The 26572-nt window shown below is 33.3% G+C and carries 33 protein-coding genes; 9 read left to right on the top strand and 24 right to left on the bottom strand.

Annotation, left to right across the window (positions count from 1 at the left end):
- Window positions 1-21: 21 nt before the first annotated feature.
- From BK577_RS24520 to BK577_RS24510, 3 genes are all read right to left on the bottom strand, one after another.
- Window positions 22-246: a DUF6792 domain-containing protein gene (locus BK577_RS24520; protein ID WP_078435419.1), complete on the bottom strand. Its 225-nt coding sequence runs from the start codon at window positions 244-246 to the stop codon at window positions 22-24.
- Between the two features lie 11 nt (window positions 247-257).
- Window positions 258-830 (bottom strand): hypothetical protein, encoded by a 573-nt coding sequence (locus tag BK577_RS24515; RefSeq protein ID WP_078435418.1) that lies wholly within the window; start codon window positions 828-830, stop codon window positions 258-260.
- 358 nt (window positions 831-1188) lie between these two features.
- Window positions 1189-1761 carry a hypothetical protein gene (locus tag BK577_RS24510; RefSeq protein ID WP_078435417.1) on the bottom strand — a complete coding sequence of 191 codons (573 nt, stop codon included), beginning with the start codon at window positions 1759-1761 and terminating at the stop codon, window positions 1189-1191.
- 289 nt (window positions 1762-2050) lie between these two features.
- Here BK577_RS24510 and BK577_RS24505 point away from each other — a divergent pair, with 289 nt between their 5' ends.
- Both BK577_RS24505 and BK577_RS24500 read left to right on the top strand, forming a co-directional pair.
- Window positions 2051-2713 (top strand): hypothetical protein, encoded by a 663-nt coding sequence (locus BK577_RS24505; RefSeq protein ID WP_078435416.1) that lies wholly within the window; start codon window positions 2051-2053, stop codon window positions 2711-2713.
- Window positions 2714-2731: 18 nt separating this feature from the next.
- Window positions 2732-3307, top strand: a complete 576-nt coding sequence (locus BK577_RS24500) for a hypothetical protein (protein ID WP_078435415.1) — start codon at window positions 2732-2734, stop codon at window positions 3305-3307.
- Window positions 3308-3831: 524 nt separating this feature from the next.
- Here BK577_RS24500 and BK577_RS24495 read toward each other — a convergent pair.
- Window positions 3832-4527, bottom strand: a complete 696-nt coding sequence (locus BK577_RS24495; RefSeq protein WP_245823606.1) for a CPBP family intramembrane glutamic endopeptidase — start codon at window positions 4525-4527, stop codon at window positions 3832-3834.
- 93 nt (window positions 4528-4620) lie between these two features.
- Here BK577_RS24495 and BK577_RS24490 point away from each other — a divergent pair, with 93 nt between their 5' ends.
- Window positions 4621-5373, top strand: coding sequence for a MerR family transcriptional regulator (locus BK577_RS24490; RefSeq protein ID WP_078435414.1), 753 nt, complete (start codon window positions 4621-4623; stop codon window positions 5371-5373).
- A gap of 189 nt (window positions 5374-5562) precedes the next feature.
- Here the strand turns inward: BK577_RS24490 and BK577_RS24485 are convergent, their stop codons facing one another.
- From BK577_RS24485 to BK577_RS24475, 3 genes are all read right to left on the bottom strand, one after another.
- Window positions 5563-6252, bottom strand: a complete 690-nt coding sequence (locus BK577_RS24485; protein WP_078435413.1) for an alpha/beta fold hydrolase — start codon at window positions 6250-6252, stop codon at window positions 5563-5565.
- Window positions 6253-6530: 278 nt separating this feature from the next.
- Complete coding sequence (locus tag BK577_RS24480; RefSeq protein WP_078435412.1) at window positions 6531-6968, bottom strand: SMI1/KNR4 family protein; 438 nt, start codon at window positions 6966-6968, stop codon at window positions 6531-6533.
- 182 nt (window positions 6969-7150) lie between these two features.
- Window positions 7151-7732, bottom strand: coding sequence for a TetR/AcrR family transcriptional regulator (locus BK577_RS24475; protein WP_245823605.1), 582 nt, complete (start codon window positions 7730-7732; stop codon window positions 7151-7153).
- Between the two features lie 200 nt (window positions 7733-7932).
- On the opposite strand from BK577_RS24475, the gene BK577_RS24470 reads away from it, so the two are divergent.
- On the top strand, window positions 7933-8643 hold the full coding sequence (locus BK577_RS24470) for an SDR family oxidoreductase (RefSeq protein WP_078435411.1): 711 nt from the start codon (window positions 7933-7935) through the stop codon (window positions 8641-8643).
- Window positions 8644-8821: 178 nt separating this feature from the next.
- On the opposite strand, the gene BK577_RS24465 is transcribed toward BK577_RS24470, so the two are convergent.
- The 4 genes from BK577_RS24465 to BK577_RS24450 form a co-directional block, all read right to left on the bottom strand.
- Window positions 8822-9214 (bottom strand): hypothetical protein, encoded by a 393-nt coding sequence (locus BK577_RS24465; RefSeq protein WP_078435410.1) that lies wholly within the window; start codon window positions 9212-9214, stop codon window positions 8822-8824.
- 145 nt (window positions 9215-9359) lie between these two features.
- Window positions 9360-9572 (bottom strand): hypothetical protein, encoded by a 213-nt coding sequence (locus BK577_RS24460; RefSeq protein ID WP_078435409.1) that lies wholly within the window; start codon window positions 9570-9572, stop codon window positions 9360-9362.
- A gap of 172 nt (window positions 9573-9744) precedes the next feature.
- Window positions 9745-10191 carry a GNAT family N-acetyltransferase gene (locus tag BK577_RS24455; RefSeq protein ID WP_169908488.1) on the bottom strand — a complete coding sequence of 149 codons (447 nt, stop codon included), beginning with the start codon at window positions 10189-10191 and terminating at the stop codon, window positions 9745-9747.
- A gap of 242 nt (window positions 10192-10433) precedes the next feature.
- Window positions 10434-10853 carry a carboxymuconolactone decarboxylase family protein gene (locus BK577_RS24450; RefSeq protein WP_078435407.1) on the bottom strand — a complete coding sequence of 140 codons (420 nt, stop codon included), beginning with the start codon at window positions 10851-10853 and terminating at the stop codon, window positions 10434-10436.
- A 121-nt stretch (window positions 10854-10974) separates the two neighbouring features.
- Here BK577_RS24450 and BK577_RS24445 point away from each other — a divergent pair, with 121 nt between their 5' ends.
- The 4 genes from BK577_RS24445 to BK577_RS24435 all read left to right on the top strand — a co-directional run bounded on the left by BK577_RS24445 (window position 10975) and on the right by BK577_RS24435 (window position 14529).
- Entirely contained in the window at window positions 10975-11427 is a 453-nt protein-coding gene (locus tag BK577_RS24445) for an Lrp/AsnC family transcriptional regulator (RefSeq protein WP_078435406.1), read from the top strand.
- Window positions 11428-11843: 416 nt separating this feature from the next.
- A complete protein-coding gene (locus tag BK577_RS24440; protein WP_078435405.1) occupies window positions 11844-12590 on the top strand; it encodes an ABC transporter ATP-binding protein in 747 nt (248 codons plus the stop codon).
- Window positions 12587-12862, top strand: a complete 276-nt coding sequence (locus tag BK577_RS26290) for a hypothetical protein (RefSeq protein WP_218970511.1) — start codon at window positions 12587-12589, stop codon at window positions 12860-12862. The genes BK577_RS24440 and BK577_RS26290 overlap by 4 nt, the downstream gene beginning before the upstream one ends.
- Window positions 12859-14529: an FtsX-like permease family protein gene (locus tag BK577_RS24435; RefSeq protein WP_218970510.1), complete on the top strand. Its 1671-nt coding sequence runs from the start codon at window positions 12859-12861 to the stop codon at window positions 14527-14529. Before BK577_RS26290 ends, BK577_RS24435 begins: the two co-directional genes overlap by 4 nt.
- Before the next feature lie 3 nt (window positions 14530-14532).
- Here BK577_RS24435 and BK577_RS24430 read toward each other — a convergent pair whose 3' ends face one another.
- From BK577_RS24430 to BK577_RS24400, 7 genes are all read right to left on the bottom strand, one after another.
- On the bottom strand, window positions 14533-15528 hold the full coding sequence (locus tag BK577_RS24430; RefSeq protein ID WP_078435404.1) for a sensor histidine kinase: 996 nt from the start codon (window positions 15526-15528) through the stop codon (window positions 14533-14535).
- Entirely contained in the window at window positions 15525-16199 is a 675-nt protein-coding gene (locus tag BK577_RS24425) for a response regulator transcription factor (RefSeq protein ID WP_078435403.1), read from the bottom strand. Before BK577_RS24425 ends, BK577_RS24430 begins: the two co-directional genes overlap by 4 nt.
- A gap of 589 nt (window positions 16200-16788) precedes the next feature.
- Complete coding sequence (locus tag BK577_RS24420; protein WP_078435402.1) at window positions 16789-17103, bottom strand: antibiotic biosynthesis monooxygenase family protein; 315 nt, start codon at window positions 17101-17103, stop codon at window positions 16789-16791.
- Window positions 17104-17337: 234 nt separating this feature from the next.
- Window positions 17338-17928 carry a TetR/AcrR family transcriptional regulator gene (locus BK577_RS24415; protein WP_078435401.1) on the bottom strand — a complete coding sequence of 197 codons (591 nt, stop codon included), beginning with the start codon at window positions 17926-17928 and terminating at the stop codon, window positions 17338-17340.
- Window positions 17929-18587: 659 nt separating this feature from the next.
- A complete protein-coding gene (locus BK577_RS24410) occupies window positions 18588-18848 on the bottom strand; it encodes a CPCC family cysteine-rich protein (RefSeq protein WP_078435640.1) in 261 nt (86 codons plus the stop codon).
- A gap of 158 nt (window positions 18849-19006) precedes the next feature.
- Complete coding sequence (locus BK577_RS24405) at window positions 19007-19714, bottom strand: Type 1 glutamine amidotransferase-like domain-containing protein (RefSeq protein ID WP_169908486.1); 708 nt, start codon at window positions 19712-19714, stop codon at window positions 19007-19009.
- 131 nt (window positions 19715-19845) lie between these two features.
- On the bottom strand, window positions 19846-20202 hold the full coding sequence (locus tag BK577_RS24400; RefSeq protein ID WP_078435399.1) for a cupin domain-containing protein: 357 nt from the start codon (window positions 20200-20202) through the stop codon (window positions 19846-19848).
- A gap of 449 nt (window positions 20203-20651) precedes the next feature.
- Here BK577_RS24400 and BK577_RS24395 point away from each other — a divergent pair, with 449 nt between their 5' ends.
- On the top strand, window positions 20652-21110 hold the full coding sequence (locus BK577_RS24395) for a DUF4871 domain-containing protein (RefSeq protein WP_078435398.1): 459 nt from the start codon (window positions 20652-20654) through the stop codon (window positions 21108-21110).
- A gap of 367 nt (window positions 21111-21477) precedes the next feature.
- Here BK577_RS24395 and BK577_RS24390 read toward each other — a convergent pair whose 3' ends face one another.
- From BK577_RS24390 to BK577_RS24365, 6 genes are all read right to left on the bottom strand, one after another.
- Window positions 21478-22089, bottom strand: coding sequence for a TetR/AcrR family transcriptional regulator (locus BK577_RS24390; protein ID WP_078435397.1), 612 nt, complete (start codon window positions 22087-22089; stop codon window positions 21478-21480).
- Window positions 22090-22138: 49 nt separating this feature from the next.
- Window positions 22139-22753: a GNAT family N-acetyltransferase gene (locus BK577_RS24385; RefSeq protein ID WP_078435396.1), complete on the bottom strand. Its 615-nt coding sequence runs from the start codon at window positions 22751-22753 to the stop codon at window positions 22139-22141.
- Between the two features lie 546 nt (window positions 22754-23299).
- Complete coding sequence (locus tag BK577_RS24380) at window positions 23300-24313, bottom strand: ABC transporter permease (RefSeq protein ID WP_078435395.1); 1014 nt, start codon at window positions 24311-24313, stop codon at window positions 23300-23302.
- A complete protein-coding gene (locus BK577_RS24375; RefSeq protein WP_078435394.1) occupies window positions 24310-25173 on the bottom strand; it encodes an ABC transporter permease family protein in 864 nt (287 codons plus the stop codon). The genes BK577_RS24380 and BK577_RS24375 overlap by 4 nt, the downstream gene beginning before the upstream one ends.
- A 372-nt stretch (window positions 25174-25545) precedes the next feature.
- Window positions 25546-25995, bottom strand: coding sequence for a S1 domain-containing RNA-binding protein (locus BK577_RS24370; protein WP_078435393.1), 450 nt, complete (start codon window positions 25993-25995; stop codon window positions 25546-25548).
- Between the two features lie 319 nt (window positions 25996-26314).
- On the bottom strand, window positions 26315-26572 hold a 258-nt coding region (locus BK577_RS24365), incomplete at its 5' end, for a GNAT family N-acetyltransferase (protein ID WP_139367457.1).

Genomic DNA, 26572 nt, shown 5'->3' with positions numbered 1-26572 from the left:
TATTCTATCGGCAAGCTCACTTTACCTAGCTAATAAAAAGTCAGTCTCAATAGTAGTCTTTTTATGTTCTTTTAGAACATCATCGGAATGATATACAGTCACATCAGTAAATAACTGCTTTCCAGTCACTTCATAATAAATACGTCTTATTTCACTTTCAACTTCTTTGTTAGTTAGATTTTCATATTCCAAATCCATAACCCTTGCTCTAAGAATATCAGTATTAAGTAGTTCTTCATTACTCATTTTTGCTACCTCTATTCATCTTTATTGAATTTTACTGATTTCATATTATGTAATGCTTTTTCTTCTTCTTTTTTAACATCAATATTGCATGTAGACTTGGATTCATCTATACATTCGGCAGAGTATATATATTCTAATCCTTTTTCATTTCCTTTTGAAACTACATAACCAAAAAAGAAGTAAGTCGTTATGTCTGCAAAAGTATCTTCAGATTTCGCAAAGTAAATACTTGTTTTGTCTGTTTCTATTTTTTCGTATTCACCAAAGTAACTCACTCCGCCACTTAATATGTTTAGACTTGATTCAATTGAACTCTCACCATATGTTGAATAAGTCGTACTAAACTGATAGTTATAATTTTCTTTTTTATTTACATCATAAAAAATAATCTTTTCAAAACTATCTTTTGTTCTTTGATAAAATGGCGGACCATCTGTTACCGCATTTTTAGGCCAAAGCATGGAATATCCACCTGTTGCTGATTCTAATAAATAGTGCCCTTCTTCGACTTCTTCAGTGGAATCTAACAAGCTACTAGTAAACTCATCCTGAAACGCAGCTGTATTTGGCAATTCTTTTTCCATACTACATCCTCCTATAAAAAGTAGTGTACATATTAGGGCATAGATTAGCCTTGATCGCATTCGTGTGACCCCTTTCGATTCCTTTAACACTACATTATTATCATATATTTCCAGTAGATTAAATGATGAAATTAGATTTTTTAAATTTAAGGAGTTATTTACTACTCGGAATATAGGTACCATGTATTAGGTGTGGATATTTTTCACTAGTGAGGAATAAGGAGGATTCTAATATATATAGGAGAAGTTTAAAGTTTACTAGTCCTTAACTATTCTATAGATTAGTAAACTTTACTTAGATATGTAATTGTAAGCTTTCTTTATTAAGTTCCCGGATGAATAGCTCATTCCTTTTCCTCTATTCATCCTTATTGAATGTTACTGATTTCATATAATGTAAAGCTTTCTCCTCTTCCTTTTCAACATCTATATCACAATTAGGTTTAGACTTATCCAAACACCTAGCTATAAATACATATTCTAAGCCTTTCTGATCATCTTTCGAGACGATATACCCAAAAAAGCGGTAAGAAGTTGAGTTTTCTAACGGTTCTACAGATTTTGCATAGTAAATGCGGTTTTTTCCTGCTTCTATTTTTTCATATTCTCCGAAGTATTTAACTGAACCACTTAATAGATTTAGACTCGATTCAATTGCACTCTCACCATATGTTGAATAGGTCGTGCTAAATGAATTTAGATAATTCTCTTCTTCGTTTACATCATCAAATAGTATTTTTTCAAAACTATCCCCTGTTCTTTGATAGAACGGAGGACCATCTGTAACCGCATTTTTAGGCCATAGCATGGAATATCCACCTGTATCTGATTCTAATAAATAGTGTCCTTCTTCGACTTCTTCAGTGGAATCTAACAAGCTACTAGTAAACTCATCCTGAAACGCAGCTGTATTTGGCAATTCTTTTTCCATACTACATCCTCCTATAAAAACCAATGTACATATTAGGGCATAGATTAGCCTTGATCGCATTCGTGTGACCCCTTTCGATTTCCTTTAACACTACATTATTATCATATATTTCCAGTAGATTAAATAAAGAAATTAGATTTTTTAAAAATTGAGGAGTTATTTACTATCCGGAATATAGGTCCAGGTTGTTTTTTGGATATTTGTGGTAAAATAATATATATTCCATAAAAATACAAATAACCCACGTTTTAAGTTTCTTATTATAAATCTAAGTATCTGAGAGGCTATTATGTTAAAAAATAAAAAACTGCTATTTCTTTCTCTAATTCTTTTTGTTATCTCAATTGCTTTAAACTTTCCTTTTCCACATAAATATCCATACGGTGAATCAGTTGCTTCCATATTAAATATTCCAATTCAAATGGAAAATGGCCTACATATCGTTGGAATCACTTCATTACTTTTCCTAATCACCAGTCTTTTCTTCCTTTCAAAATCGTTTAAAAAACATAAAGGACGTTTTATACTGCTTGGCATTGTTTGCGCTCTGTTTTTACCCCACTTCCTTGCAGATACTTATCAAAAGACTTTCGCAACAGGTATTTATGCCATTTCCTATGAAGTAGAAACAAGTGAATGCAGTTTTGATATGATTTCTGACAATACAATGCAAGCTATTTGTGAATTCTCATTTATAAATAATAACAGCTGGGATAACGTGTCTTTTGACATCAATTTTTACGAAACTTATCTTTTCGAGGAAGATGTAAATATGTTATCTCTCTTAGGAATAAACGCTCCATACAATGTAGCCATAAAGGCCAAAGAAAACAAACACGTAAAAATCGAGACGATGATTGATATTTCGGATATAAAAAACCATGTTGATAGTGGCACAGCATCACATGTGAACATTATCATAGAGTCTGGAGAAAAGATGAGGAAGTTATAAATAGGGGGAATTACTATTTTGTTCGATATTATATTTTTGATCATCATCGTAATTTTATACTATTATCAAATATTTATTAAAGCTGAAAAAGACGACTGGAGCAGGTACCTTCCCGAATCACTCTCAAATATAGTCCGCTACTTGCACTTCGGAGCCATGATATCCCTCTTTATCGTCATTATCTTTGATATAACTTGGGTTAGTTGGATTGCTCTTTATTCATTAGTCGCTCTAGTTATATGTTTAAAACTCAAAGAAGAAAAAAATAAATATTGGCAGAAATTCATACTCATTTTAATTATAATCTTCATTTTTAATATTTTTAGAATTCCTACTCATCCGTATTCATTCCAGAACTACATAAGCAGTAAGGAAATGTATCAATGTGTTCAAAGCTTTGAATGTGTGAAAATAACATCCGTTACAACTCCTGATGACCAATTGATTACGAAGGTGGAAATTTTATCAGTTGAAGATTACTCGTATGATACTTACTTCTTGTTTGCAAAAGGTTCTATGAAACTTGTAAGTGATGATGGGATTGTTGAGGAGATGAAAGGGGTGAATGTTGGAGGGTTTTGGATTGAGTATTGAACCATGATTTTAGCATGTATATAGAGCATAAGTTGGCGGGAATGAATCTAGTTCCATACCAGACTCACACCAGCCAATAATACTACTTACAAAAAAAACAATTTAGAAAAGGTATTTTTGGTATAGGATAAGGTACATTATCCATGCTTCTGCTGGATATTGTAAGAAATGTATCTTCAATAAATGGAGATTAAAATATTTTGTGATTCATAAAGTAGGTACCAGTGGATTGAAACAGATATTTTATACGAAGTTTAGACTTAAGAATAATAGGGAGTTTCCTCCCTCTCTTCAAAACTGTTCATTATTATATCCAACTTGAATAGCATTTAACTTTGCTAAATTAGAAATAATGTAAAATTAGATCTTCAACACTCGCGCTTGATTGCTGAATATCATAAATAATACAAGAGAGCTTTAGAGATAGGTCTAAAGTCACTTTTTATAATAGTGTTGTACAGGTATTGCAGAACGGCTTCTTAACAGAAGAATACATCTCGTTTACTTTATTATTCGGAACAATTTTAAGCTACGGCCGTAAGAATAATTGCGATCCCATTAAACGTTCCATGTATAATAATTCCAGGTAAAATAGAACCCGACTTTTCATATGTCCATGCAAATATCATTCCAGAGATAAAGTTTACAGGCAGAGTGTTGTAAGTAGGAATGTGAACAATCGTAAAGATGAGAGAGCTAAATATTATCCCAGTGCTTACTCCCCATTTCACCCTAACCCATTTATAGAGAAAGCCACGGTAAAAGATTTCTTCGTATATCGGAGAAATTATAGCTGCTGAGATAAACCCGATGCTAAAAGTCAACCAAGTCATATTTCCCTTCAATGATTCTGTTTTCCTGTTTTCTACGCCTATCTGCAATAGGTCCATTAGGGTTAATATCAGTATACTAGCTGCTATTAAAACAACTGTCCAAACTATTATCCATTTCCAGTAGGTTCTGGAAATGGAACGCAGCCCTACTACATTCCACCCCAAACGCTGGGGCCTTAAGGCAATAAAATATACTCCGAGTGTAAACACAGTTCCCATCACAAGGCCTGTAATTGTTCCAGAATAAAGGCTATCTAAAAATACTTGGTAAAGAAAATCATGTAATAAAAACTCAATTCCTATAGGAACAATTACGAGTGTAAGTAAGAGTAATAGACTAAGCTCCCTATACGTCCACTCCATCGATTCAAATGTATCTTTCTTCAAACTAAGATTCCCCCTACACTTTAAGTATGCTACATTTAGGTTAAATGGTGACGTAACGTAACCTGCAAGCACTTTTTAGGAGGAATTGTTCTTATGACTTATTTTTCAACAGGAGAGGTTTCGAAAAAACTAAATCTATCCTTACGAACTCTTCGCTATTATGACCAAATCGGGCTGGTGGAGCCTGCATTAAAAGAGGATAATGGGAAACGATTTTATACCCCTGAAAATTTGCTGTTGTTGGAAAAGGTTTTATTACTTAAAGCCACTTCCATGTCGTTAGATGATATCAAAAAAATAATTAGCCGGATTACCATCCAAAAAACTCTTGCCGTACATAAAGAACAGCTTGAACATGAGATCAAACAATTACAACAATCACTGGATTATACCAATACACTTTTTAATACGTTAAAACTGGAAGGTGATATTCATTGGGATCAGTTATTGCCGCTACTCTCAGAAGAAAATCAATCCTTAAAGCTGCAAAGAAAGAAGAAGGTAATGGAAAAATTATTCAACGAAGAGGAAAGAGCAGCGTTAGACGAACAGTTGCCAAAAATGGAGAGCGACCCACATCAAATGGCGAAGTGGATTAATTTAATCAAGCGAATCGAGCTATGCTTAGATGAAAGGAAAACACCTGACTCTCGAGAAGGTCAATTGATTGCAGAGGATACTCTGCTTTTATCTAATGAAACCTTTAAGGGGAATGCAGAATTAGCCGATAAATTCTGGGAAACACGTAAATCAGAGGAGATTTCTTCAGATTTGAATTTGTATCCAGTTAACAAAGAAGTAATGATTTTCTTGGAAGAAGCTATTCTGTATTATGAAAAAGAATAATTACTTAGAATAATTGCCCCAGAGGTTTAATAGAAAAAGGTCACAACAAAAGGGGCGCCTGATTGTGAGGAATAAAGTGGTTATTCCATTAAATGGCCCTTAACATGATAAAGAGCGCACATCCTTCTTCAAGAATGGCGCTTAGTTTGTTTAATAAGAATTAGGGTAACAGTGAAAGGATTCGGAAACTCATGAATTAAGAAAATTTTTTAAGGTAGCTAAGAAGGCTGGTAAATTATCATCATGCACAAAGTGCCCAGCATCATCTATTGTCACCAATTCGCAATTCGGAATAAGCTCAGAAACTTCCTGCAATTTGTTTTGAGGAATATAACTGGACCCACCCCCTATAATAATAGTTGGCATTATAATATCAGTAAGACGCGCCCACCATTCGGGATTAGGTTCATTAAGTTGCTGTAGAATCGAAGGCACAACCTGCCAATCAAACGGTAGGGGATCAGAAGGTTTAGAAGGAACTTCAATTGCCTTATCCAGAAAAGGAGGGGGGGTGTCTTCAACAATCAACCGTTCTATCCTTGAAGGAAATGTTTGCGAGAAAAGATAGGATACTGTTCCCCCCATGGAATGACCAAGTAGCGTAAACCGTCCCAAATTCATAGCATTCGCAAAATGAAGCAAGTCATCGCACATCAATTCAAAAGTATATGTACCAGTTCTCGTGCTCCCACCGTGCCCCCGTTGATCTAAAGCTAAAACGCGGTATTTTTCTCCTAATACTGTAGCCACATGATCCCATGATTCTGCACTTTTTCCTAGCGCGTGAAGTGCAACAATCGGTGGTGCAGAAGGTTCCCCACTCTCGCGATATTGAAAAGTGAGTCCATTCAATTCAATTTGATTCACCTGTGCTTCCATTTCCAATCAACTCCTAAGATGGGTTTCGTCATTTGAAACCCAATTTATTTAATGCCTATACCTATATATTTCAGCGAATGTGTGAATATTCCCTGCTCATCCACAACAATATGGCCCTATAAATGAAAAAGAGCGACATCCTTATTCGAGAATGGCGCTTCTATTGTTGAAGATCAAAAATTATTACTATTAGCAGGTTTTGTGGAAGATCGTTATTGAACTAAAGGCTCCCCGTTACTTTAAGTGTATTTCTTCACAAACTTTTTTTTTCAAACCAACTAAACACCAATCTCACCAGTAATCCATCCTTCAATAAAATTTTTTAATGAAGCTGCAACCCAGGTTCGACTATCATCCTCGTGATTCCAAACATAAATATCATTTTTTTCAATGGTCCCATTTTTTAATATTGCATAACAAAATAAATCGCCATTACCTGCGTCTGAAAAAAAGAAAAGATTATCAAATGGCATATAAATATCTCTATAATCTTCAAAATTTCTATAAAATAAATTGTCCTTAATAATTTGAGAAGTTGACCAAATCAAAGGACAATTCCAGTTGTCGAATACACCATTTGTTTCATTAAGTAAGGTAGCTATTTCTTCTGGTAATTCAACATTTAATTCTTTTTGAATTTGACCAATCTCAAACTTTGTTGCAGGGTCTTTAAAGTGATGTTCCTTCGAGATGGTATTGACAAATTCTTTCCACATTTCATTCCCCCCTATGTTTTGGATGAATATGTTTTATTTCGATTTCTATTTATGAAAATCCTTCACTAGCGAACCTGCCCGTTAGCTGAACAAACAAAAGTTCGCCGCAGCGATCCCATCTTAAACTCTTGCACCCTTTAGTTCAATAAAACTATTCGGAAGCTACAACCATATTAATAAATTTAGGAGTTTATGTTATTCCTTTCAAACAATGTCCAAACTTGATCTGCCATATATTCGGGTGGATGCGGCATTTGGTTCATAATCCACCATTCTAAAGTTCCTACAAAAGCCGTTGCAGTAAACTGTATAATTAATTCCTTGTCCATCCCTTGATTAATACCTTGCATATCGATCTTTTCTTGAATACTAGAAGTAAGGGTTTTTTGTATACGTTCTCTGAATACTGAAGTTTTTTGACTAGAGAGCATCGAAGAAAAGAATAGAAAATTCTCCTGAATATAATTAAATAAAGATTTCAGAGCCTCTATAGCCTCATTCTCTTCAACTTTTTCCTGTATAAACTTAGTTAACGTGCAAGAAGAAATCATTTTGTCCAAGTGATCATCTATACACCTATTGAGTAGGTCATATTTATCCGTATAGTGAAGATAAATGGTTCCTCGATTTACATTTGCTCGTTCAGAAATATCATTTATAGTGATTCGATCAAATTCCTTCTCAGAAAAAACTTCAAGAAACGCCCTGTTTATGGCTTCTTTTGTTCTAAGAATTCGTCTATCAGTTTTATTTCCAATAGCCATATTTAATTCACCTCCGTTTTTCATCAACAAAATTCATACGTTTGTTGTATATCACACAAAAGAGTGATTATTAGCGATTGTAATAACTTTTCTTCTCTCTATAATAATAATCAACGGCTGCATTATAAACAACACGTATTGAATAAAATATGTTTTGAATACGGAAATAACATTGAAATTACTTAAAGGAGCGATAACAATTGGAAAACTTGAAATCTAAGGTAATCATTATAACAGGAGCATCGAGTGGAATTGGAGAAGCAACCGCTAAGTTTTTAGCCCAAAACGGTGCAAAAGTAGTATTGGCTGCCAGAAGAGAAGAACTTCTCAAAACAATCGTGAACGAAATTAATAAGGAAGGTGGAAAGGCTGTTTATATGCAAGCCAATGTGACTTCGGTGGAAGACATGCAAAAACTCGCCCAGTTTGCTGTGGAACAGTATGGTCGTATTGATGTACTTATTAATAGTGCTGGAATCATGCCGAATTCTCCTCTAAATGAACTTAAAATCTATGATTGGGATCGAATGATCGATGTGAACATTAAAGGTGTGCTGTATAGCATTGCATCGGTTTTGCCAACGATGAGGAACCAGCAATCAGGACATATTATCAATATATCTTCTCTTATGGGACACAAAGTAATTCCAAGTACAACTGTATACAGTGCGACCAAATTTGCCGTACGTGCTATTACGGAAGGTCTTCGTCAAGAAGAGTCTCCTACCTCTCATATTCGTTCAACGAACATCTCACCGGGAATGACAGCAACAGGAGTTCTTGATGAGTATCAAGATTATCCTAGCATTTCTCCTTACAGTGTGGCTAGAGCAATTGCATTTGCTATAAATGAACCAGATGATGCTGGAGTTAATGAGATAATCATCCGGCCTACGCTACAATCAATCTGATCTAACGATATTACTAGAATGACTGCCCTTGCATGTTATCATGAAGGGCTTTTTTTATTCAATTCTAACAACATTTGCTCCTTTTTAAACTAAACTGCTCCGTAAGCACAATAAGAAAAGACTGCCACAACGACAGCCCTGATTCTCAACTCTTGCACCCGTTACTTCAATAGTGAAATCAGTTATTCCCTGATATTGTACCGAAGTGTGTCTCATTACCATTATTAAAGAGTTTGGCTTCCTCATAATCTTTATCTACGTTCACTTTATAGAAAAGCTCGTGCTCCAATGAAGAATTTGAATAATCAGATGTTTTATCACTTTTATATAAAATGTTTAATGTTTCATTAACTCTTTCAACATCAAATCCAGTAAAGTAAATAGCTTCTTCACCTTGAACAACATTGGACCCATTCAAATATACAAACATAGCTGTATTCTGGTTATCAAAGTAAAGGTGAACCCCATTTTCTTCTTTAACACTTTGGAAAAATGATTGAATATCTTTGTTAAGGCTCTCTTTACTTACTTCTGTATAAGATAATTGTGAGTTTGTATTACATCCTGTCAATAAAAGAAAACCTTACAGTATTAACAATATTTTATTCAATTTTAGCCCCCCCTTTTTTATTCAACTCTTCTGCTCCTTTATTGCAATAACTTCAACAAAAAAGGGCACTTCTCCTTCTAAAGGTAAGCACCTGTTAGTGCAATAATCACTTCATAAACTCTTTTCTATTTTCTTTATTGTGACCACCATATTTTCTAAACAAGAATGCAACAATGGTGATGATTGTACCTACGAAAACTGAAAAAAATGTAACTCTATCCCAAAGGGTATTAGGGTTGCCATTATGACGTATTAAACCGTTTGCCAGTACGGAACCTAAACAGATTATATAACCAATCCATTCAATAATTCTTAACATTGGTTTAACTCCTTTCTAAAAATCCCTCCAATAAATTTTACCATAAATACCCAAATTAATTTATTAAACTATACTGTATATATCTGCTCCGTTAGTACAATAAGAAAAGCTGCCAATATGACAGCTCTGATCTATGACTCTTGCTACCCGTTAGTGGAACAACAAACCCAATCTATCTATGTAAAATCATCTGGTCTGTTTCTTTAAATCCTAATGATTTATATAGTTTTTTTGCATTATTACTAGCTAATAAACGGACGGTATTGATTTCTTTTTTAGAAAACCAATCTAACACTTCGTTTGTTAACTTTTTTGCATAGCCTTGATTTCTAAACAGAGGCTCTACATATACATCACCAATAAAACCATACTGTTCTTCCTTATAAAAACAGTATGGAATATCTTCTTTGATAAATGCCCCAGCACAAGCAACAATATCACTTTCGTGTTCAATTACGAAATGAATAGCTTTTCCTGTTTCATACAATTTTTTGTAGGTCTCCTCAACAGAATTAACAAAATCTTCCATAAGTAGATGTTCCATACCAACTTCTTTAAACATTCTTTGTTTAAGTAGGGTAATTGCAGCAATGTCTAATAATGTTGCAGTTCGTATCAAGTTTTTCTCCTCCACATTAGGTTATAAACATTTATTTCTCTTAACCCTAAAGAAATTCCTTTTTGGAAAGTCCATTTTTAAACAAGCCTGCCCTATAGTTTAAGAACATTTTTTCACAATCTTTAAGTTGTTGTTCGACAATCTGGCCTTATAAATGAAAAAGAGCGACATCCTTATTCAAGAATGGCGCCCGTTTGTTGAATATTTGAAAAGTGTTTTACTAGCTGCTGTTATTGAATAATCTATTGGTTATTCTCAGGTTCTAATTTCATCATTGCACCAAAATATTGTGAAGCAGTCGTAAAAGAAATAAATGCACACAACTCACTTATTTCCTCTTCACTGAAACATTCTCTCAAAACATCAAAACTTGATTCAGCTATATCACTCTTTTGTTTTAAAAAGACTTCTGCAAATCCTACTGCAACTGATGTTTTTTCTTCAAAATTAACTGAATCCGGTTTTCCTTTGGCCATACAATACTCACATCCGTTACTTTGAGCTAATGTTCTTCTTACTTGTTCCTTTAAATTAGATGTTAGTATTCCATCGTTCTCTAACACATCACCTAACTGATTCCATCCTTCCATGACAGTTTTATTATGCCCTAGTAGTTTTTGGAAAGGTGTTTCCCCATAATGGGATTCAACAATTCTTGCCATATAAGTCCCTCCTTGTTATGTTTAATTATAGAAAATAAAATTACTAAATCACATTAAATCCGAAATGATTATTAAGTAAATAACGAATGAAATTAACGATTATTTGGAGGAAACTTTAAAAATGAAAATAGATGAAATTGATAAAAAGATTTTAGATGAACTACTTAATAACAGCCGTTTATCAATGAGTGAGCTTGGAAGAAGGGTGAATTTGTCCTCCCCATCAGTAACGGAACGAGTAAGACAGATGGAGTCCTTTGGAATTATAAAGAAAAATACTTTAGTGGTCGATTATGAAAAATTAGGTTTACCGATCCAATGTATAATTGAAGCAACCGTTAAAAATGGTGACTATAAGTCTTTTAGAAGATATATAGAGAAACTTCCAAACGTAGAATTTTGTTATCGAATAGCAGGGAGTGCTTGTTACATGTTTAAAATGCAGTTTGAAACTTTTGCTAACGCAGAAAAATTCATAGATGAAGTTAGTCCAATCGCACAAACTGTCACTCATTTTATTTTTTCCCAGGTTTCAACTAATTTAAAATTTGATAGAGACGAAGAATTCTGTTAAGTCTTTACTCTTATTAGTCGAAAGGCAGCTGAAGTAACTATACCAATTTATATTCTTGAGCAGAGTTCTTTTTATTCCGCAATATGGCCCTATAAATGAAAAAGAGCGACATCCTTATTCAAGAATGGCGCTCGATTGCTGAAGTTTGAATTTAGACTAAAGCCCCCGTTTGTGGAAGATCAATATTCTATTGCATAGTATCATTGTACTGCGCAGTATATGACTTTACATTTGTTATGTTCTTTCACAAAAATAATCACCCTATAGTTCAAATACAATCTTTTAAGTATAAATACAAGTATTAAAAAGGCAGTAATTTACCTAACATGACAAAAATGTCACATTAGAAGTAGTTAAATCGATGGTTTGGTGGGCACATTAGCAAGTATAGTAATGGGGTGAAGGAGGACGAAAAAATGACTACAATTATAAAAACAAAAAACTTATCTAAATCTTATGGAAAGTCACAAATCTTAAAAAATATTGATCTTACCATTGAACAAGGCGAATTCACCGCTATTATGGGTCCATCAGGCTCTGGGAAGACCACATTAATGAATACACTATCAACGATTGACTCTTTTAACAGCGGTAATGTCTGGATTGGGGAACAATCGCTGTTAGATTTAAAAAGGAAAGCGTTACGAGAATTCCGGCAAAAACAAATGGGGTTTATTTTTCAAGATTATAACTTACTAGATACATTAACTGTGAAAGAAAATATCCTACTGCCTTTATCTTTACAAAAAAAACCAGTTAAAGAAATGGAACATAGATTAGCTAAATTAATAGAAGCTTTAAATATAGATTCAATCCTAACTCAGTATCCAACTGAAATATCCGGTGGACAGAAGCAGCGTACAGCTGCAGCGCGTGCACTCATAACGAATCCAGCGATTGTGTTTGCTGATGAGCCAACTGGCGCACTGGATTCGCGATCCGCTACCCAACTACTAGAACAAATTCAATTGCTCAACAAAACCTTTAAAACAACTGTTCTAATGATAACTCATGACCCGTATGCAGCGAGCTATTGCGAGCGTGTGATTTTTCTTCGAGACGGAAAAATCGTTAACGAAATGTTTAAAGGAGAACAATCGGAAAAACAATTCTTTGACCGAATCCTGACGAGTCAAAGCGCTCTAGGGGGCGACTTCCGATGAGCTTGTTCGATTTATCATGGCGCAACATGAAACGAAACTTTAGACTTTATTCTATCTATTTCATTTCCATGCTTGTTGGGGTCGTCATTTACTTTACCTTTTCCGGTTTAATGTTTAACGAGGATGTAGTTACAGCAATCCAAAATAAAGATAACTATAAAACAGCTATATTCATTGCATCCATGGTTGTTTTTTTATTTATTGTGTTCTTTATCTTGTATGCTAACTCATTTTTCATGAAGCAACGTAAAAAAGAATTTGGTACGGGATGAAAGAAAGACAAGTTGCCACAATGGTTTTCTTTGAAACGGTATTATTGAGCGTTATCACTGTATCTGGTGGAATCTTAATCGGTGGATTATTGTCGAAATTTTTCGGAGCGGTATTAATGAACTTAATGCACTACAATGAAGATATTTCTTTTGCATTTCCAATTGAATCCATCGTTTCAACGATTCTTTTATTTGCTCTATTAATCTGCATCATTACGATCCAAAGTTATTTTAGTGTCCGCCGTGTGCAGTTAGTTGAATTATTTCATGCAAAAGAAAAACTGGATAAACCGTTTAGATTTTCTATGCCTCTAGCGATTTTATCCATCTTACTAATTGCAGCGTCGTACTACACGATTACCTTATCGGGAAACACAGACTTATGGAAAGATCATTTTAATACAACATTACTTTCTACAACTGTTGCCTTGATTGTTGGTACGTATTTGTTTTTCAGACAGTTTTCTGGTTGGGTTTTACAAAAACTAAGTCAAAGTAAAAACTACTATATAGGCAATAAGATGTTATGGATTTCTTCCCTTCGTTTTTCCATTCGTGGAAATACAGTAAACTTTACGTTTAATACACTGATTAGTGCTGTTGTGATTTTTGCAGTAGGTTTTATTGCTGTAGACTACGCAATGAAAAGTGAAGTTGTAAAAAAAGAGTTTCCGAACCATTTTGCTTTTTCAACGCCAGATGACGAATCACTAGACCAAATCGAGCAAATGATGGGTGAGTCAAATCCAATTATAAGTCATGAAACCATCACAGCAATTCAAACAGAAAAAATACCACATAGAGAAACGTTTTATAGCTATCCGGCATATTACACAGAAGCATTTTACCTATTCCCTGAATCACAACTAAATGCAATTGTAGATTTACGTGAAGTCGGAGAAAAGGTAGATTTAGAAGGGGAAGAAGCGATTGTTTTAACAAGAGGAATAGACGATCCGACAAAATATAAAAGTCCCAAGCCAATAACTGTTTTAGAGGGTCATACCTTTCGTTTAGTGAAGAAAATAAGATATCCGCTACTAAGCATTCCAACGAGTCCTGGAGGAGATACTGCCCCGCAACCTTCTGTACTCGTGATTTCAGACGAAGCTTTTGCGAACATAAAATCAAGTCACACGCTTACTTCTTATGAAATATACAAAGTAGAAGATCCGAAAACATCCAATGATTTATCGCAAAACATTTACGATATGGTGATGAAGAAGGATGGGGCTTATTATTCAGCCTATGTAGATCAATATTCCCTTAATACAGAGTCGTCCTCTTTAATCCTATTCTCTGTTGCGTTTTTTGCAGTCATTGCATTGTTTGCTTTAGGAAGTGTCATTTATTTCAAACAGCTCCGCGAAGCAACAGAACAACGGGAACATTATGCGATATTACGAAATATTGGTGTTGAAGACAAAGAATTAAAAAAGATTATTCGGAAACAATTATTGTTCGTATTTTTACCGCCACTCTTACTTGGATTGGTACACAGTTGGTATCTTTTGTACTACTCAGTCATCCTAGTAATTGAAGATTTACCATCCTTAACAACAATCATTTTTTCCGTAATGGGATTGTTTGTATTAACGTATTTTATTTTTTACGTATCATCAACATCTATTTATTTTCAAATTATTAAAGAAAAAAACACACGGTGATTTCTACTCATCGTGTGTTTTTTGTAGGACTAAATAAGGATCGCTATCAATAGGGAAGTGAATAATAAATTCGGTGAACTCCCCCACTTTGGATGTACAACTAATAAAATGACCTAATTTATTACTTAACTGCTGAGATAAATATAATCCCATGCCAGTTGAATTGGTGTGCGTCCGTCCTGTCTCTCCAGTAAAACCTCGATTAAAAATACGTGGCAAATCCTTTTCACTAATTCCAATTCCATTGTCTTGAATAATTAACTGTTTCTCTTGCAGCGTTTTGCATGCTGAGATGGTAATCTCCCCGCCATTATCTGTGTATTTCAGACTATTCGTCACTAACTGATTGACGATAAACTGCAGCCATTTTGGATCACTTTGAACCTCAAGTGAATCAACCTGTATGTCAATACGAATCTTTTTTGAAAAAAAGGTTTTCGAATGAGACTTAACAACCTCTTTCGATATCTGTATAACATCACAATTTTGTATATCATAATCCTGGTTAAAACTATCTAGCTTAGCGTAATAGAGGGCTTGATCAACGTAATTTTCGATTTTCGTGATTTCTTCTCTTAAACTATCCGCGTTCATACCAGTTTGCTGTAATAAGTGAAGAACCGCAATCGGCGTTTTTATCTCGTGGAACCAGGAGACGATAAAATCATAGTGTTCCTCCTGCTTTTCATGTAACCGATTCATTTCATGGATATGTTCTCGATTCAACTCATCGATATAGAGTTTTGCTAATTCCCCTTCCAGCGACAAACTGTCATAGGTCACATTTTTCATTTGTCGGGCCACACGAAGGTTTTGCTGATAGCGAAACAAAATAAATCCAATCAACAACATCGATGTTAGCGTGAAGGCATAGAAGAACGTCCCCCATGCCCACCCCCCATTGCTATCTGTATAAAATACAGCAGCTGAAACCAAAAAACAAGTTAAGTACAGATAAATATAAGGCTTTTCATAGCTTAGGTATCGAAGAAAGGTCATTCTATCAAATACCCCATTCCTTTCCTTGTCACAATAAACTCTTCTAGCCCAAGGTTAGCTATTTTCTTACGCATTCTGTTCACGTTTACAGTGAGTGTATTATCATCAACAAATTGATCTTCATTCCATAGTGCCTGCATTAAGTCCTCACGCGAAACAATTTTTCCAATATTGCGCATCAGTAGTTGAAATAGTATAAATTCATTCCGACTTAACTCCGAGCTTTCCCCCTTATATTCAATGGTCGAATTAGTCACATTTAATTTCAACCCTCGATGTAGGAAGCTTATGTTCTCATCTTCTTGATAGGTATATTTCCGGCGGATAAGCGCACTGATTTTAGCAACGAGGATATCCAAGTCAAAAGGCTTTTGGATAAAATCATCACCACCCATGTTAATTGCCATAATGATATCCATATTCTGATGTCTAGATGATAGGAATATAATCGGCACCTTAGACACAGATCGTATTTGCTGGCACCAGTAGTATCCATCAAAAACCGGCAAATTGATATCTAAGAGTATGAGGTGTGGATCTGATTGCTTATATTCAGCTAACACCTGGTCAAATTGGGTCACTTCTACCACTTCATACTGCCATTTTTTCAACGTATCGGCGACAATCTGTCTAATTTTTTCATCGTCTTCAATCAGCATTATTCTATACATGAAACCCCTCATTATTTAAAAATGGTTACTATATTCATTTTAACACAATCTTTTTAAACCTTTTATGCAAGGCTTATCTCAACAGAAAATACCATAAATTGAATTCACAAAGTTATTTTACAGCTAAAATATTACTTTTACCTTTCACGAGTAATTGGAACGAAGAGATAAAATACCTTTCCCACTTATTCAGTACATTTTCTGCTTGTAAAACTACTAATTAAATTAAGTACACTTTTCACAAAATCACTAAAAGGTTTAATCCTAATGCTGTGCAGTATAAAGTCTACTACGTAATATAAAGTTGCTCCACAATCTGGTCCTATAAATGAAAAAGAGCGCCATTCTTACAAGAATGGCGCTTAGATTGCTGAATAAGTAAAGAACAATTTCTTTCTGCCTGCCATAAAACAACTTATCAGCAATGCTAAAAGGATAAAGGGATTATTTATTTTCAAAAACTCAATTAACCTTTCTTATATTATTACTACTTCTATTTAGAAAGATCAGCTTATTGGTGGAATTACTTAGTTCGATGTGCATAAGGGGACCCCTATTTTTTAAAAAAGTTTAAAATTCAGTCGAATTATTAGTTTTCAATGTTTTCCACCAACGTGTAGTACCCACCTTCTGCTCCTTCAATTAGATGTTTAATCTTGTTTAGGTGTTCCGAGAAGTCAGTTTTTTCTAACCAACTTTTATGAAATTCAATACTTTCAAAGGTAGTTATCATAATTGCCTTGTTGCTATCAACAGAACGATGCCAACGACTACTAATCCAACCAGGAACACTTTTACCCTTAAAGTTAAGTAATTCTTCAGTTTGGATAGTGACCAATTCATCTAGTTTGCCTGGTTTTGCGGTAAATACATTAATCCACACTATTGATTTACTAAATTTCATTTAAATAACCTCCTTAAATTTAAATTATCTTATCTTCTAGGCATACCATTAATATTTTGAAAAACCCTACGTTAAAATTTTTGAGTAAGTTTGGCCGTATCTTAAATTGTGTTGCATTTAGAGTTTCGAAATTTGTTTAACGTGGTCTTCTATTTTTGCAAACGGTACACCTCTAAAAAAAGTTTACATATAAATGACTGTTTGTACTGACTGACATTTTGTTTTAAAAAAATATTAGGGGGTTAAAGCCCTAGTGAATAGTTGGACACTCTCTGTTATAAACTTTTCCATTGATACATTTTGAAAATTCATATCGGATTCAAGATTGTTCATAAATGCACCGAAGTTCATCATCATGAAAGATAGTGCCTGTGTTTCTGGATCGATTTTAATTAGTTTTTCTTTTTCATACATTGATTTAAAGTAATTCGTCAAAAATCTCAGTAACTTTTGAGGTGATTTCTTTGCTCTTTCTTGAAATCCAGGCAAATTATTTTCTTCTTTAATGCTGATCATAATCAATTTCCGATTACGATTCATAATCTCATGATAAGTTTGGCTGATGAGAAGTAAATCTGTTTGTAAATCCCACACGAGCTGATCTTGAAAAAGTTTTGTCATCTCTTCCGCGTAATGAAAACGGTCAAATGCCATTTCTAGAAGGTTTCGTTTGCTTCCGAAGTGACGAAACAATGTTTTTTCGCTTAGTCCAGCTGTGCGAGCAATTTCTTGAGTAGTAACGCCATTGTACCCCTTAACTGCTATGAGATTGATTGCTGCTAACATTAGTTTATCAGCACTTCCTGAATTTTTACTGTTGTTCATGTTTTAACTCCATTTCACAAAACAAATGTCAGTATTCACTGTCATTTTATATTATTCCATTTTATGTTAAATGTCAAACCGATTTTCACTTTTTATTTTAAAAGATTCTTTTTAAATTTTATACCTGTTGTATACTAGCTTATCTATATGAAGTGAGCAAAAAAACCAATCCCTTACGATTCAAAGGATTGGCTTTTGTTCCTTTTTATCGTTTATACATCGTGGATGAATCAGCATTTTTGGCTTCTTCAGAATCCTGTTAGCTACATAAAAGTCAGGTTTTATGCAACCTCTTATTCAATATAATGGCCCTTGCGGAAGAAAGAGATATGAATAGTGTCTGGTGTTTCAATCCGCAATAAGTGTTAATAACACTTATCGTTTGTTCATAATCAAATATATAAATGCCTCAATTCCATTACTATCAAGGATTTAAGACGTTTTAACTATTCTAATTTAGTTGTGTTAATAGATATTTTACACGAAGTTAAGGCTTTAAGAATAATAGGGAGTTTCCTCCCTCTCTTCAAAACTGTTCATTATTATATCCAACTGGAAAGGCATTTAACTTAGTTTAGTTAGATAAAACGTGAAATTAGATCTTCAACACTAGCGCTCGATTGCTGAATATAAACTCAACTTATACTATTAAATCTTATTTATAACGGTTTCCAATTAGGGTCTTTTATATCAGACTTATTTGGCTTCCTTACAGACTTTATACTACCCAAATCGCAAGCACCAAAATTCAAAAAATTTTGTTGTGCTTCTCTAAAGGAAACATAATTAGCACCAGTTTCATTTGGGAATTTATATTGGTAACCATCATCTTCCCAAAAACAGATTCTACAAATTTGGTAGGTGTCTGGGGGTTCTTCATTTAATGTTATATATCCACAACAAAGGCAGGTAAATTTCAAAATATCACCTCGAACTTCTAAAATATTTATCACCATGTATTATCCTAAATTAAATGTTCAGTTACTTTTAATCTTTATCAATCTAGGCTTTAAACGAAATAATCGCTATCCTTGTTCAAGATAAGCGCTTGATTGTTGAAGATCCAAATGACTCGATGTTAAGCAGGAGTACCTTTACAAAGTTCTCTTATCGTTAATTGTCCATCGTTAACAGATAGCTTATATCCTCTAGAATTATTGTTTGATTTAATAATTTTCAACTTCGAATCTTGGAATATTAAAGCACAATTATCTTCAATACCGTAACCTATAAACTGACTTAACGACATCATTTTTTTGTATTGTATAGATCTTTCCTGTTGATTAAAGTGAGGACAAAAGAGTGCATTGATCAACCCTATTCCATCAATCTTAGAGAAAATTGGTCTATTAAAAGCATCATATTTATTAAAACGGACTCCACTATTAAACCAACAACTTGCACCTGCACTTATTCCTGCTAAGATTGTGCCTTTATGAAACGCTTCGGTAAATACAATGTGTAAATTGTACTTCTCCCAAACATTCATTAGACGTTGAGTATCTCCACCACCAACATAAATAATATCTGCACTCATTATTTTGCTTTTTATTTCATTGAAGGAGGGTTGTTCCTTTATTAACCATAGTACATCGGTGTCACAGTTAAGTTTTTTTCTATATGAATTATTAAAACTATCCCAGTAACTTGTTTCATCATTACTGGCGGTTGGAATAAATAAAAGCTTTGGATTTTCCTTATTAGCCATATCAACAATTTCTTTATCGATAATAAGAGTTGTAAATTCACTTATTTCGCCACCACCAATTGCTACGATAGTACCCACTACAAATCCCCTATTCATTCTTTTATAACTGCTTTATTTAGCTGATCTAATACTTTGTTATTCTTCAAAGGTTTCTAAATGAATTCTGGTATAGCTAAATTCAGCATCCTTTATTTTTTTTACCTTTTTTTCTATTTGATTAATGTCATGAAAGATGCTGGAACTAACTCTTCACTTTCAATGACAATCGCAGTTAATCCTGTCTCCGTCTTAGTTTCATGCCATTCTCCTTTTGTCCAAAACACGGCGTCTCCTTCTTGAACTTCAAAATAATCTTCATTTTCATTTCTAACATACCCCTTGCCGTTAATAATAATTAAAAGTTGAGGAAGTACAGCTTGATGAAAACCTATAACACCATTCGTTTCTAAATACATACAACCAACATGAGCTGGCTTGTGAGTGTTAATTACACGTGACATAATAAAATCAGAACTAAATTGGTTAATTTTCTTCCCAACATCTTTTCTAAATGAGTAAATCTCCATTAAAATCTCCTTTTTTCTTCTAAATTTAAGGATGAATTGATGATATTCGCTATTTATTTATCCAAATCCTCTGAAAAGGTGGAAAAAACACTTACCTTTATTAAAGATAAGCGCTCTATTGTTGAATAGTACAGTCAACTAACTGTATCAATAGTACATCTTAAATGTAGTTTTTGATTCACATAATTTTTTGAAGAACTATCCAAATAAGTTTGTCCTTTTTATATCAATGCGACACCTATAAATCATCGATGGTAAGGAACTTACTCCTGCTCAAATATTAGGAATTACACTACAGTGTTTGATTTGAAAGATATTAAATATCTAGGATAGTTCACTTAATATTAAATGAACTTATTTTTTGAGAATAAATGGAAATTTCATGCTAGAATATGTTTATAAATTGTACATGACTAAAAAGGATTTACCAAAATGAAGGGGGCAGTTCTTTGAGAAAAAAACTCTTGATGTTGATTGTGTTTAGTATTATTTTTGTTTTAGCTGCTTGTAAATCAGAAGAAACAATTAAAGGAGAAAAATGGGAAGATAATAGTCAGACATTTACTAATGAGTATGGCGAAATGTTTGGAAATGAAGGTAGTATTGGAATTATTGGTTCTAAAACTGTTACAGAAAATGGACAAAAATGGATGTGGCATTTTTGGGGAACCGAAGAAATCTCTGATAAAAAATGGGAAGTAAGAGCATTTAAACAAGGTGCAAAAGAAGCTATTAATCCTATAAAATCTGGGGTAGAAAAATTAGCTCCTCGTAATGATGGTGATGAAGTAATAAACGGACACACTATTTCAACGGTGTTATTTCCGTCATCAGGATTATGGAAGTTACAGGTTTATATTGATGGAGAATATTTTGATGAAATTATTGTAGATATTACTCAGGAATAATAAGAATAGAAGTTAATCGATGAAAAACGCTTGGAAAAATCCAAGCGTTTTTATGGGCTAATATAACTGTTATATACATTTTCATTACTTTTTGAAATGCAATAACCACTGTGATTTTTAATTTTTTCTACATAAGATGAACTTCTTATTATTCAACTCTTGCGCTTGATTGTAATATAAATTTAACCAATTTTTACTGGTTGAACTTTTTTGTGGAAGATCACTATTGAACTAAATCACCCTATATTTTAATTAAAATGTTTCACAATCTATACATGATTCTCCCATTTATCTTTTCGGCCTTTTCCGATCCAGAAACCAACTTAGTTTCAAAAGGGAAGAACAAGTTTCGTCGAAACCAAAAAAGTTACGGAGAGATACAATCCTCTATCAAAATAGATGTTATGATTTCCAGACTTGGAGTTATGAACTTTTCATTCATTGTAATTTTCATCATCGTTAACCCTTGAATGAATGCAAAATAGAAAAAAGCCATCTCCATAGGATTTCCCTGTTTAAATTGACCCATTCTCTGACCCTTTTCGATTAACCGGGTAGTTTGATGTAACATGGCTTCACTCTGCTTCTTAAGATGTTTTATTTGAGGAGAAGGGTCTTCAATAATTGAGGATTGAGTCATAAGCATGTGAAAGTGCGCATATTCGTCATCTTTATTAAAATCATTTATTATTTCCAGTGTAAATTGTTTAATTAACTCAACTGGTGAAGCATCACTTTGAAACCTTTTCACAATCCTATCTAACCCCTCTACAGCATAGGTAACTAACTCATTAAATAAGTCTTCCTTCTTTTTATAATGACGATACATTAGCCCAATGCTGATTCCCGCCCCTTCGGCAATATCTTTCACACTTGTAGCAGAAAACCCTTTCTTAGCAAATAGCTTTATTGCTGCCGAATGAATTTTATTTCTTGTTGCAATTCTCATTGCCTCATATTGTTCTTCTGTTCTAGGCAATCTTTCTCTCTCCTTTTCGTCCTTTCTATTACCTTGTAAATAAGCATCTTTATTTTTTCACATATTTTAAAGACAAAAGATTGTTGATTCCATTTTTCTTGGCTATCTTTTCAGGAATAGGCTTTCTTTTGTATTCTTCAAAACCCAATTTTTCATACAATCGCATTGCTGGAATATTCGTATCTGCTACCTCGTCAATGACATAATCATTGTACGGTGTGTTTTCAATGATATGTTGGATGATTTGAGATGCTACACCCTGACCACGGAATTTCGGAGCTGTTCCAACAAACTCAATTGATCCAGTATTTGGAGGGAAATTTTCATATGGAGCTTCAAATTCCTTCTTTAAAAAAATCCCTGCAATGCTTCCCTTGAAGAAACCTAAGTGCTTTCTTAACTCTTTTGTATTTAATCTTACAGAAAAAGTTTTTCCATCAGTACATGCCGTAACTCCAGCAATTTCGTCATTTGCTATAGCCACATAAAATTGTTCTAAAACAAACATATGAGCAAAGGCATTTGCAATAATGTTTTTATCATTGGAAAAATAGCCAAGCCATTGTGTGAAGCCTTCAGCAAAAATTTCAGCCATTTGTTTCCTTACATCTAAATTCGTATTATTAGCATTTACTATTGTAAACTTATAATCATCTGACTCCATATATGATTCTCCTTTTTTGGATGAATGAATATATTTTCATTGTAAAACAAGAATGTTACATTGTAAAACCATATTGATTGATTACCCTTATTTCCGCCATTATAATTTTTTCTCAAGACAGTGAAATTGACTCGGAAACAGAATGGAAAACGTGGCAATTGTGAGACAGAGTAGAATAAAGAAACCCACGAAAATGATTGAATACAAAATATACTGTCCGCTGCTCTTCTCAATTTTTCTTTGTTGTTAGAAAACCAACTATTTAGCAGTTGAAACAAACCTTTGCATGAAAAATAATAGAAAAAGGTAAAATTGAAACTACTATCGATCATTTCATTCCATTAAACTGCCAGATAGTTTAAGTACATTTATTCACAGTCTTTAAGTTGTTGTTCAACAATCTGGCCCTATAAATGAAAAAGAGCGACATCCTTATTCAAGAATAGCGCTCTATAGCTGAAGATCAATCTTTCACTATTTCCATAGACTCTTTAATTATCTATACAAGAGGTATCACAATGTCTATATCCTTTACTCATTTAATTTTTATTGATTATAACGCTGAAATTTAAATTTAGATGTGTTTACTCGATTTCTGGAACTCTCTGTATTATTCTTTTTATCTTTTTTTCTTATTACATATAAAGACTTACCTGTACTTACCCGATTGTATCCTTCGATCATTAATGTAACAGCTAAAATGGTTAGTGCAAAACAAATGATTGGTGTCAACGGAATCCAAGGAGCCGATCTTATGTAGTTTTTTGTTCCTCCAATAAGTCCAGACCATTCATTAGTCATAGATTTAGGAGGATCTGCAAAGTCTCCATATGTAATTACTGTGCCACCAAAATAAAGATTGAACAGACCCAAATGCACCATCACTAAGAGTGTTTGCGTAATTTGCTGACCGAAAAGAATCCAAAATCTTGCTTTTAGTAAAGGGAAAATATGCTTTCTTATTATATGTAATTTGGAACCACCCATTATTTTTGAACTTATTACAAATTCTTCTTTAAATAATTCGTTTGTCTCGTTTCCTATTAATAAAGCTAAAACTGGAACTGCTAGTACCGTTAAAACGATGACCTCAATAACAATACGTTCGGTTAGTGAGTACTCAAATCCATTAGAACTTGAGTATAGAACGGGACTCAATAAATACAGTGCAATAAGACTAAGTGGTATAAAATGAAATATATCAATTATGCTATTTAAATATTTAGTAAATTTAGATAAATATGACCCTAAAATTAATCCGAATGGTATTGAGATTAGTATCCTTAATGCAGCTATACTTATCGCAGCTAGTAACGTATATTTTGCGCCAATTAAAACCTTGCTTAACATATCGTAACCTATCAGGTCCGTACCGAAAGGAATACCCCATCTTGGAGAAATAGGTGAAGATGCTAACAAATCTCCATTGTTGTCATATAATAATTGAATTTGTCTTACATCACTGTTTACAATAGCAGTATATATAAAACTTGTCATAAGGAGTCCAATAATAAATAGAAATCCTATTAAAAATAGTGGATTTTTAAGTACCTTTATCATGAAATAGAACCTCCATTATTAACAGTGCGTTCAATAATCCATTTGGTAAGATGATAAACGAAAAATATTGGAGTAAAAAAGCCGAGTAGTATAATAGTGAAAACTTCTGGTACCATTACTTGAGTTAAAAAAAAGGTTATTCCTTTAATTCCATTCATTACCTCTACAACTACTAGTGCAGATAACATAAACCATATCGTTTTCTTTGAGTGAAAAAACAAACTAATCGTTATATTTCTCAAAACGTGGACAAATAATATAAAGGACCACTTTAATCCTTTTGACTTTGATAGCAGGACATAATTTTTTATTAGTTCTTCTTCAAACAGTAGGATACTTATTCGATACAATTGAACGGTTGGTATTATAGCTAAAGATATAATAGGGAGTAAAAAGGCTCTTTCATCACCCACTGTAACAACTTTCATTAATAAAAAACCAGTATTTTTATAAATGTAGATAACAAATAATTGTAATAAAATGATTACTAATAAATCTGGGAATGATTCTAAAACTAATACAAAAAATTTAATCTTTTCTCTAATTAATTTAGGAAGAAGCATTGTGAAAATAGATAAAACAATTGAAAATAAATAGGCTATTATTAGAGCTATAAATAGAATACTGAATGAATAAACAATAGCCTCTACAATATATGGATAGATGATGTATTCATCACCTCTAACCACAATCTTCAAATCTTGAATGTGAATTAATCCAAATAAAATCTCTCCAATCGTATCAAAAAAATTGTTAATCAATTGTCCTTTTTGATGGAATATTGAAGGTAGGGCCCCTACTAAAATTATTCCAGCACAAGCTATTGTAAATTGCAGTAAAATTAATCCTATTTTTTTCATGAACTTCTCCAACATAATTCACCCTTTTTAACTAAGATTCCTCACAAATAAGGATCGGATTAAGAAACATTTAGCTGTAATATGTATAGAAGCCTCATTTATGGAAAATAAGGATTTAAACCAATTCTATCTAACTATATATTAACATAAATATCCAGTCTCTTTTGAAGTACTCTGTTTAATTAAATAGACTAATCTGATGTACCTACTATTCAATTATTCGAATTCAAATTTCAAAAATATAGCACTAAAGCAAAATAAGCGTCTTTCCTTGTTCCAGAAAGGCGCTAAGATTGCTGAACAAAAAAGACAAGCCAGTTTATTCAGGCTTGCCTCTAATCTATATGATGAATTATTTAAAAATGCTGCAGGTTATCCGCGTCTTCCGCCTCTACCGCCTTGTTTTGCTCCAGTGTTACGATTAAGGGTAGACAAATTCTCTTCACTAGTCTTTAAAAAACGAGACATCTTATCTTCAAAACTTTCCTTTGATTTGAAATTGCCTTTTGAATGAAAGTCTTTGGAACGGCTATCAACGCTTCTTTGGCGTGGTGGGCGTTGTGAATAAGAAGAGGTTTGTCCTTCGGGTCTATCTATAGCTTTTTTGATGGACAAGGCAGTTTTTCCGTCTTTCTCACTAATCACTTTTACTTCAATTTGGTCGCCTACTTTAAGATGGTCATTAACATCTTTTACATAGCTATCTGCTACCTCGCTAATATGCACAAGACCTGTTGATCCTCCAGGTAATTCTACGAATGCTCCAAAATTAGTGATTCCTGTTACTTTACCTTGTACCTTGCTGCCTACTTCAATTGACATAAAAATAATGTTCCCCCTCAATAAATGTTAAAAACACTTCATTATAACAAATTAAGTGAAATTATAATATCAATTGGAGTTGTTTTCCTCTTATTTGTTCTAATTTGTTCCTTCTAACCAAAAGCAAAAGCACATTTCTAATGCATTAGTTTTCCATCGAATGGTTCTTCTGAATTTAATTTTGGAATTTCTAAAAATCAATACTATTGTTTAACAGGGTCAAATAAAAAATGCGCTAATCCTTATTAGAGAATTGCGCTCGTTTGTTGAAGAAGAAGATGTTATTAAAAGAAAAATTAATCCATTGTTGTGAATTAAATCAGTATTTCTTCTCCAGTAAGTTAATCAATTTTCCCTTTACATCAATCCATTCGGTATCAACAATACTGTAAAATATATTGTCGTGAATAGTCCCATCTGCCTTAATTCTATGTTTACGAAATATTCCTTCTTTTACTGCACCTATTCGTTCAACTCCTTTTTGAGAGCGTACATTTTCTCCACTAATCGAAAATTGAACACGTAGTACCTTCAGTTCTTCAAAACAATATTGAAGTAATAAAAATTTACATTCTGT

This window comes from Metabacillus halosaccharovorans, assembly GCF_002019635.1.
GTDB classification, from domain to species: Bacteria; Bacillota; Bacilli; order Bacillales; family Bacillaceae; genus Metabacillus; species Metabacillus halosaccharovorans.
Note: the sequence above shows the minus strand (reverse complement) of the source record. Positions and strands in the feature narration are given on the sequence as shown.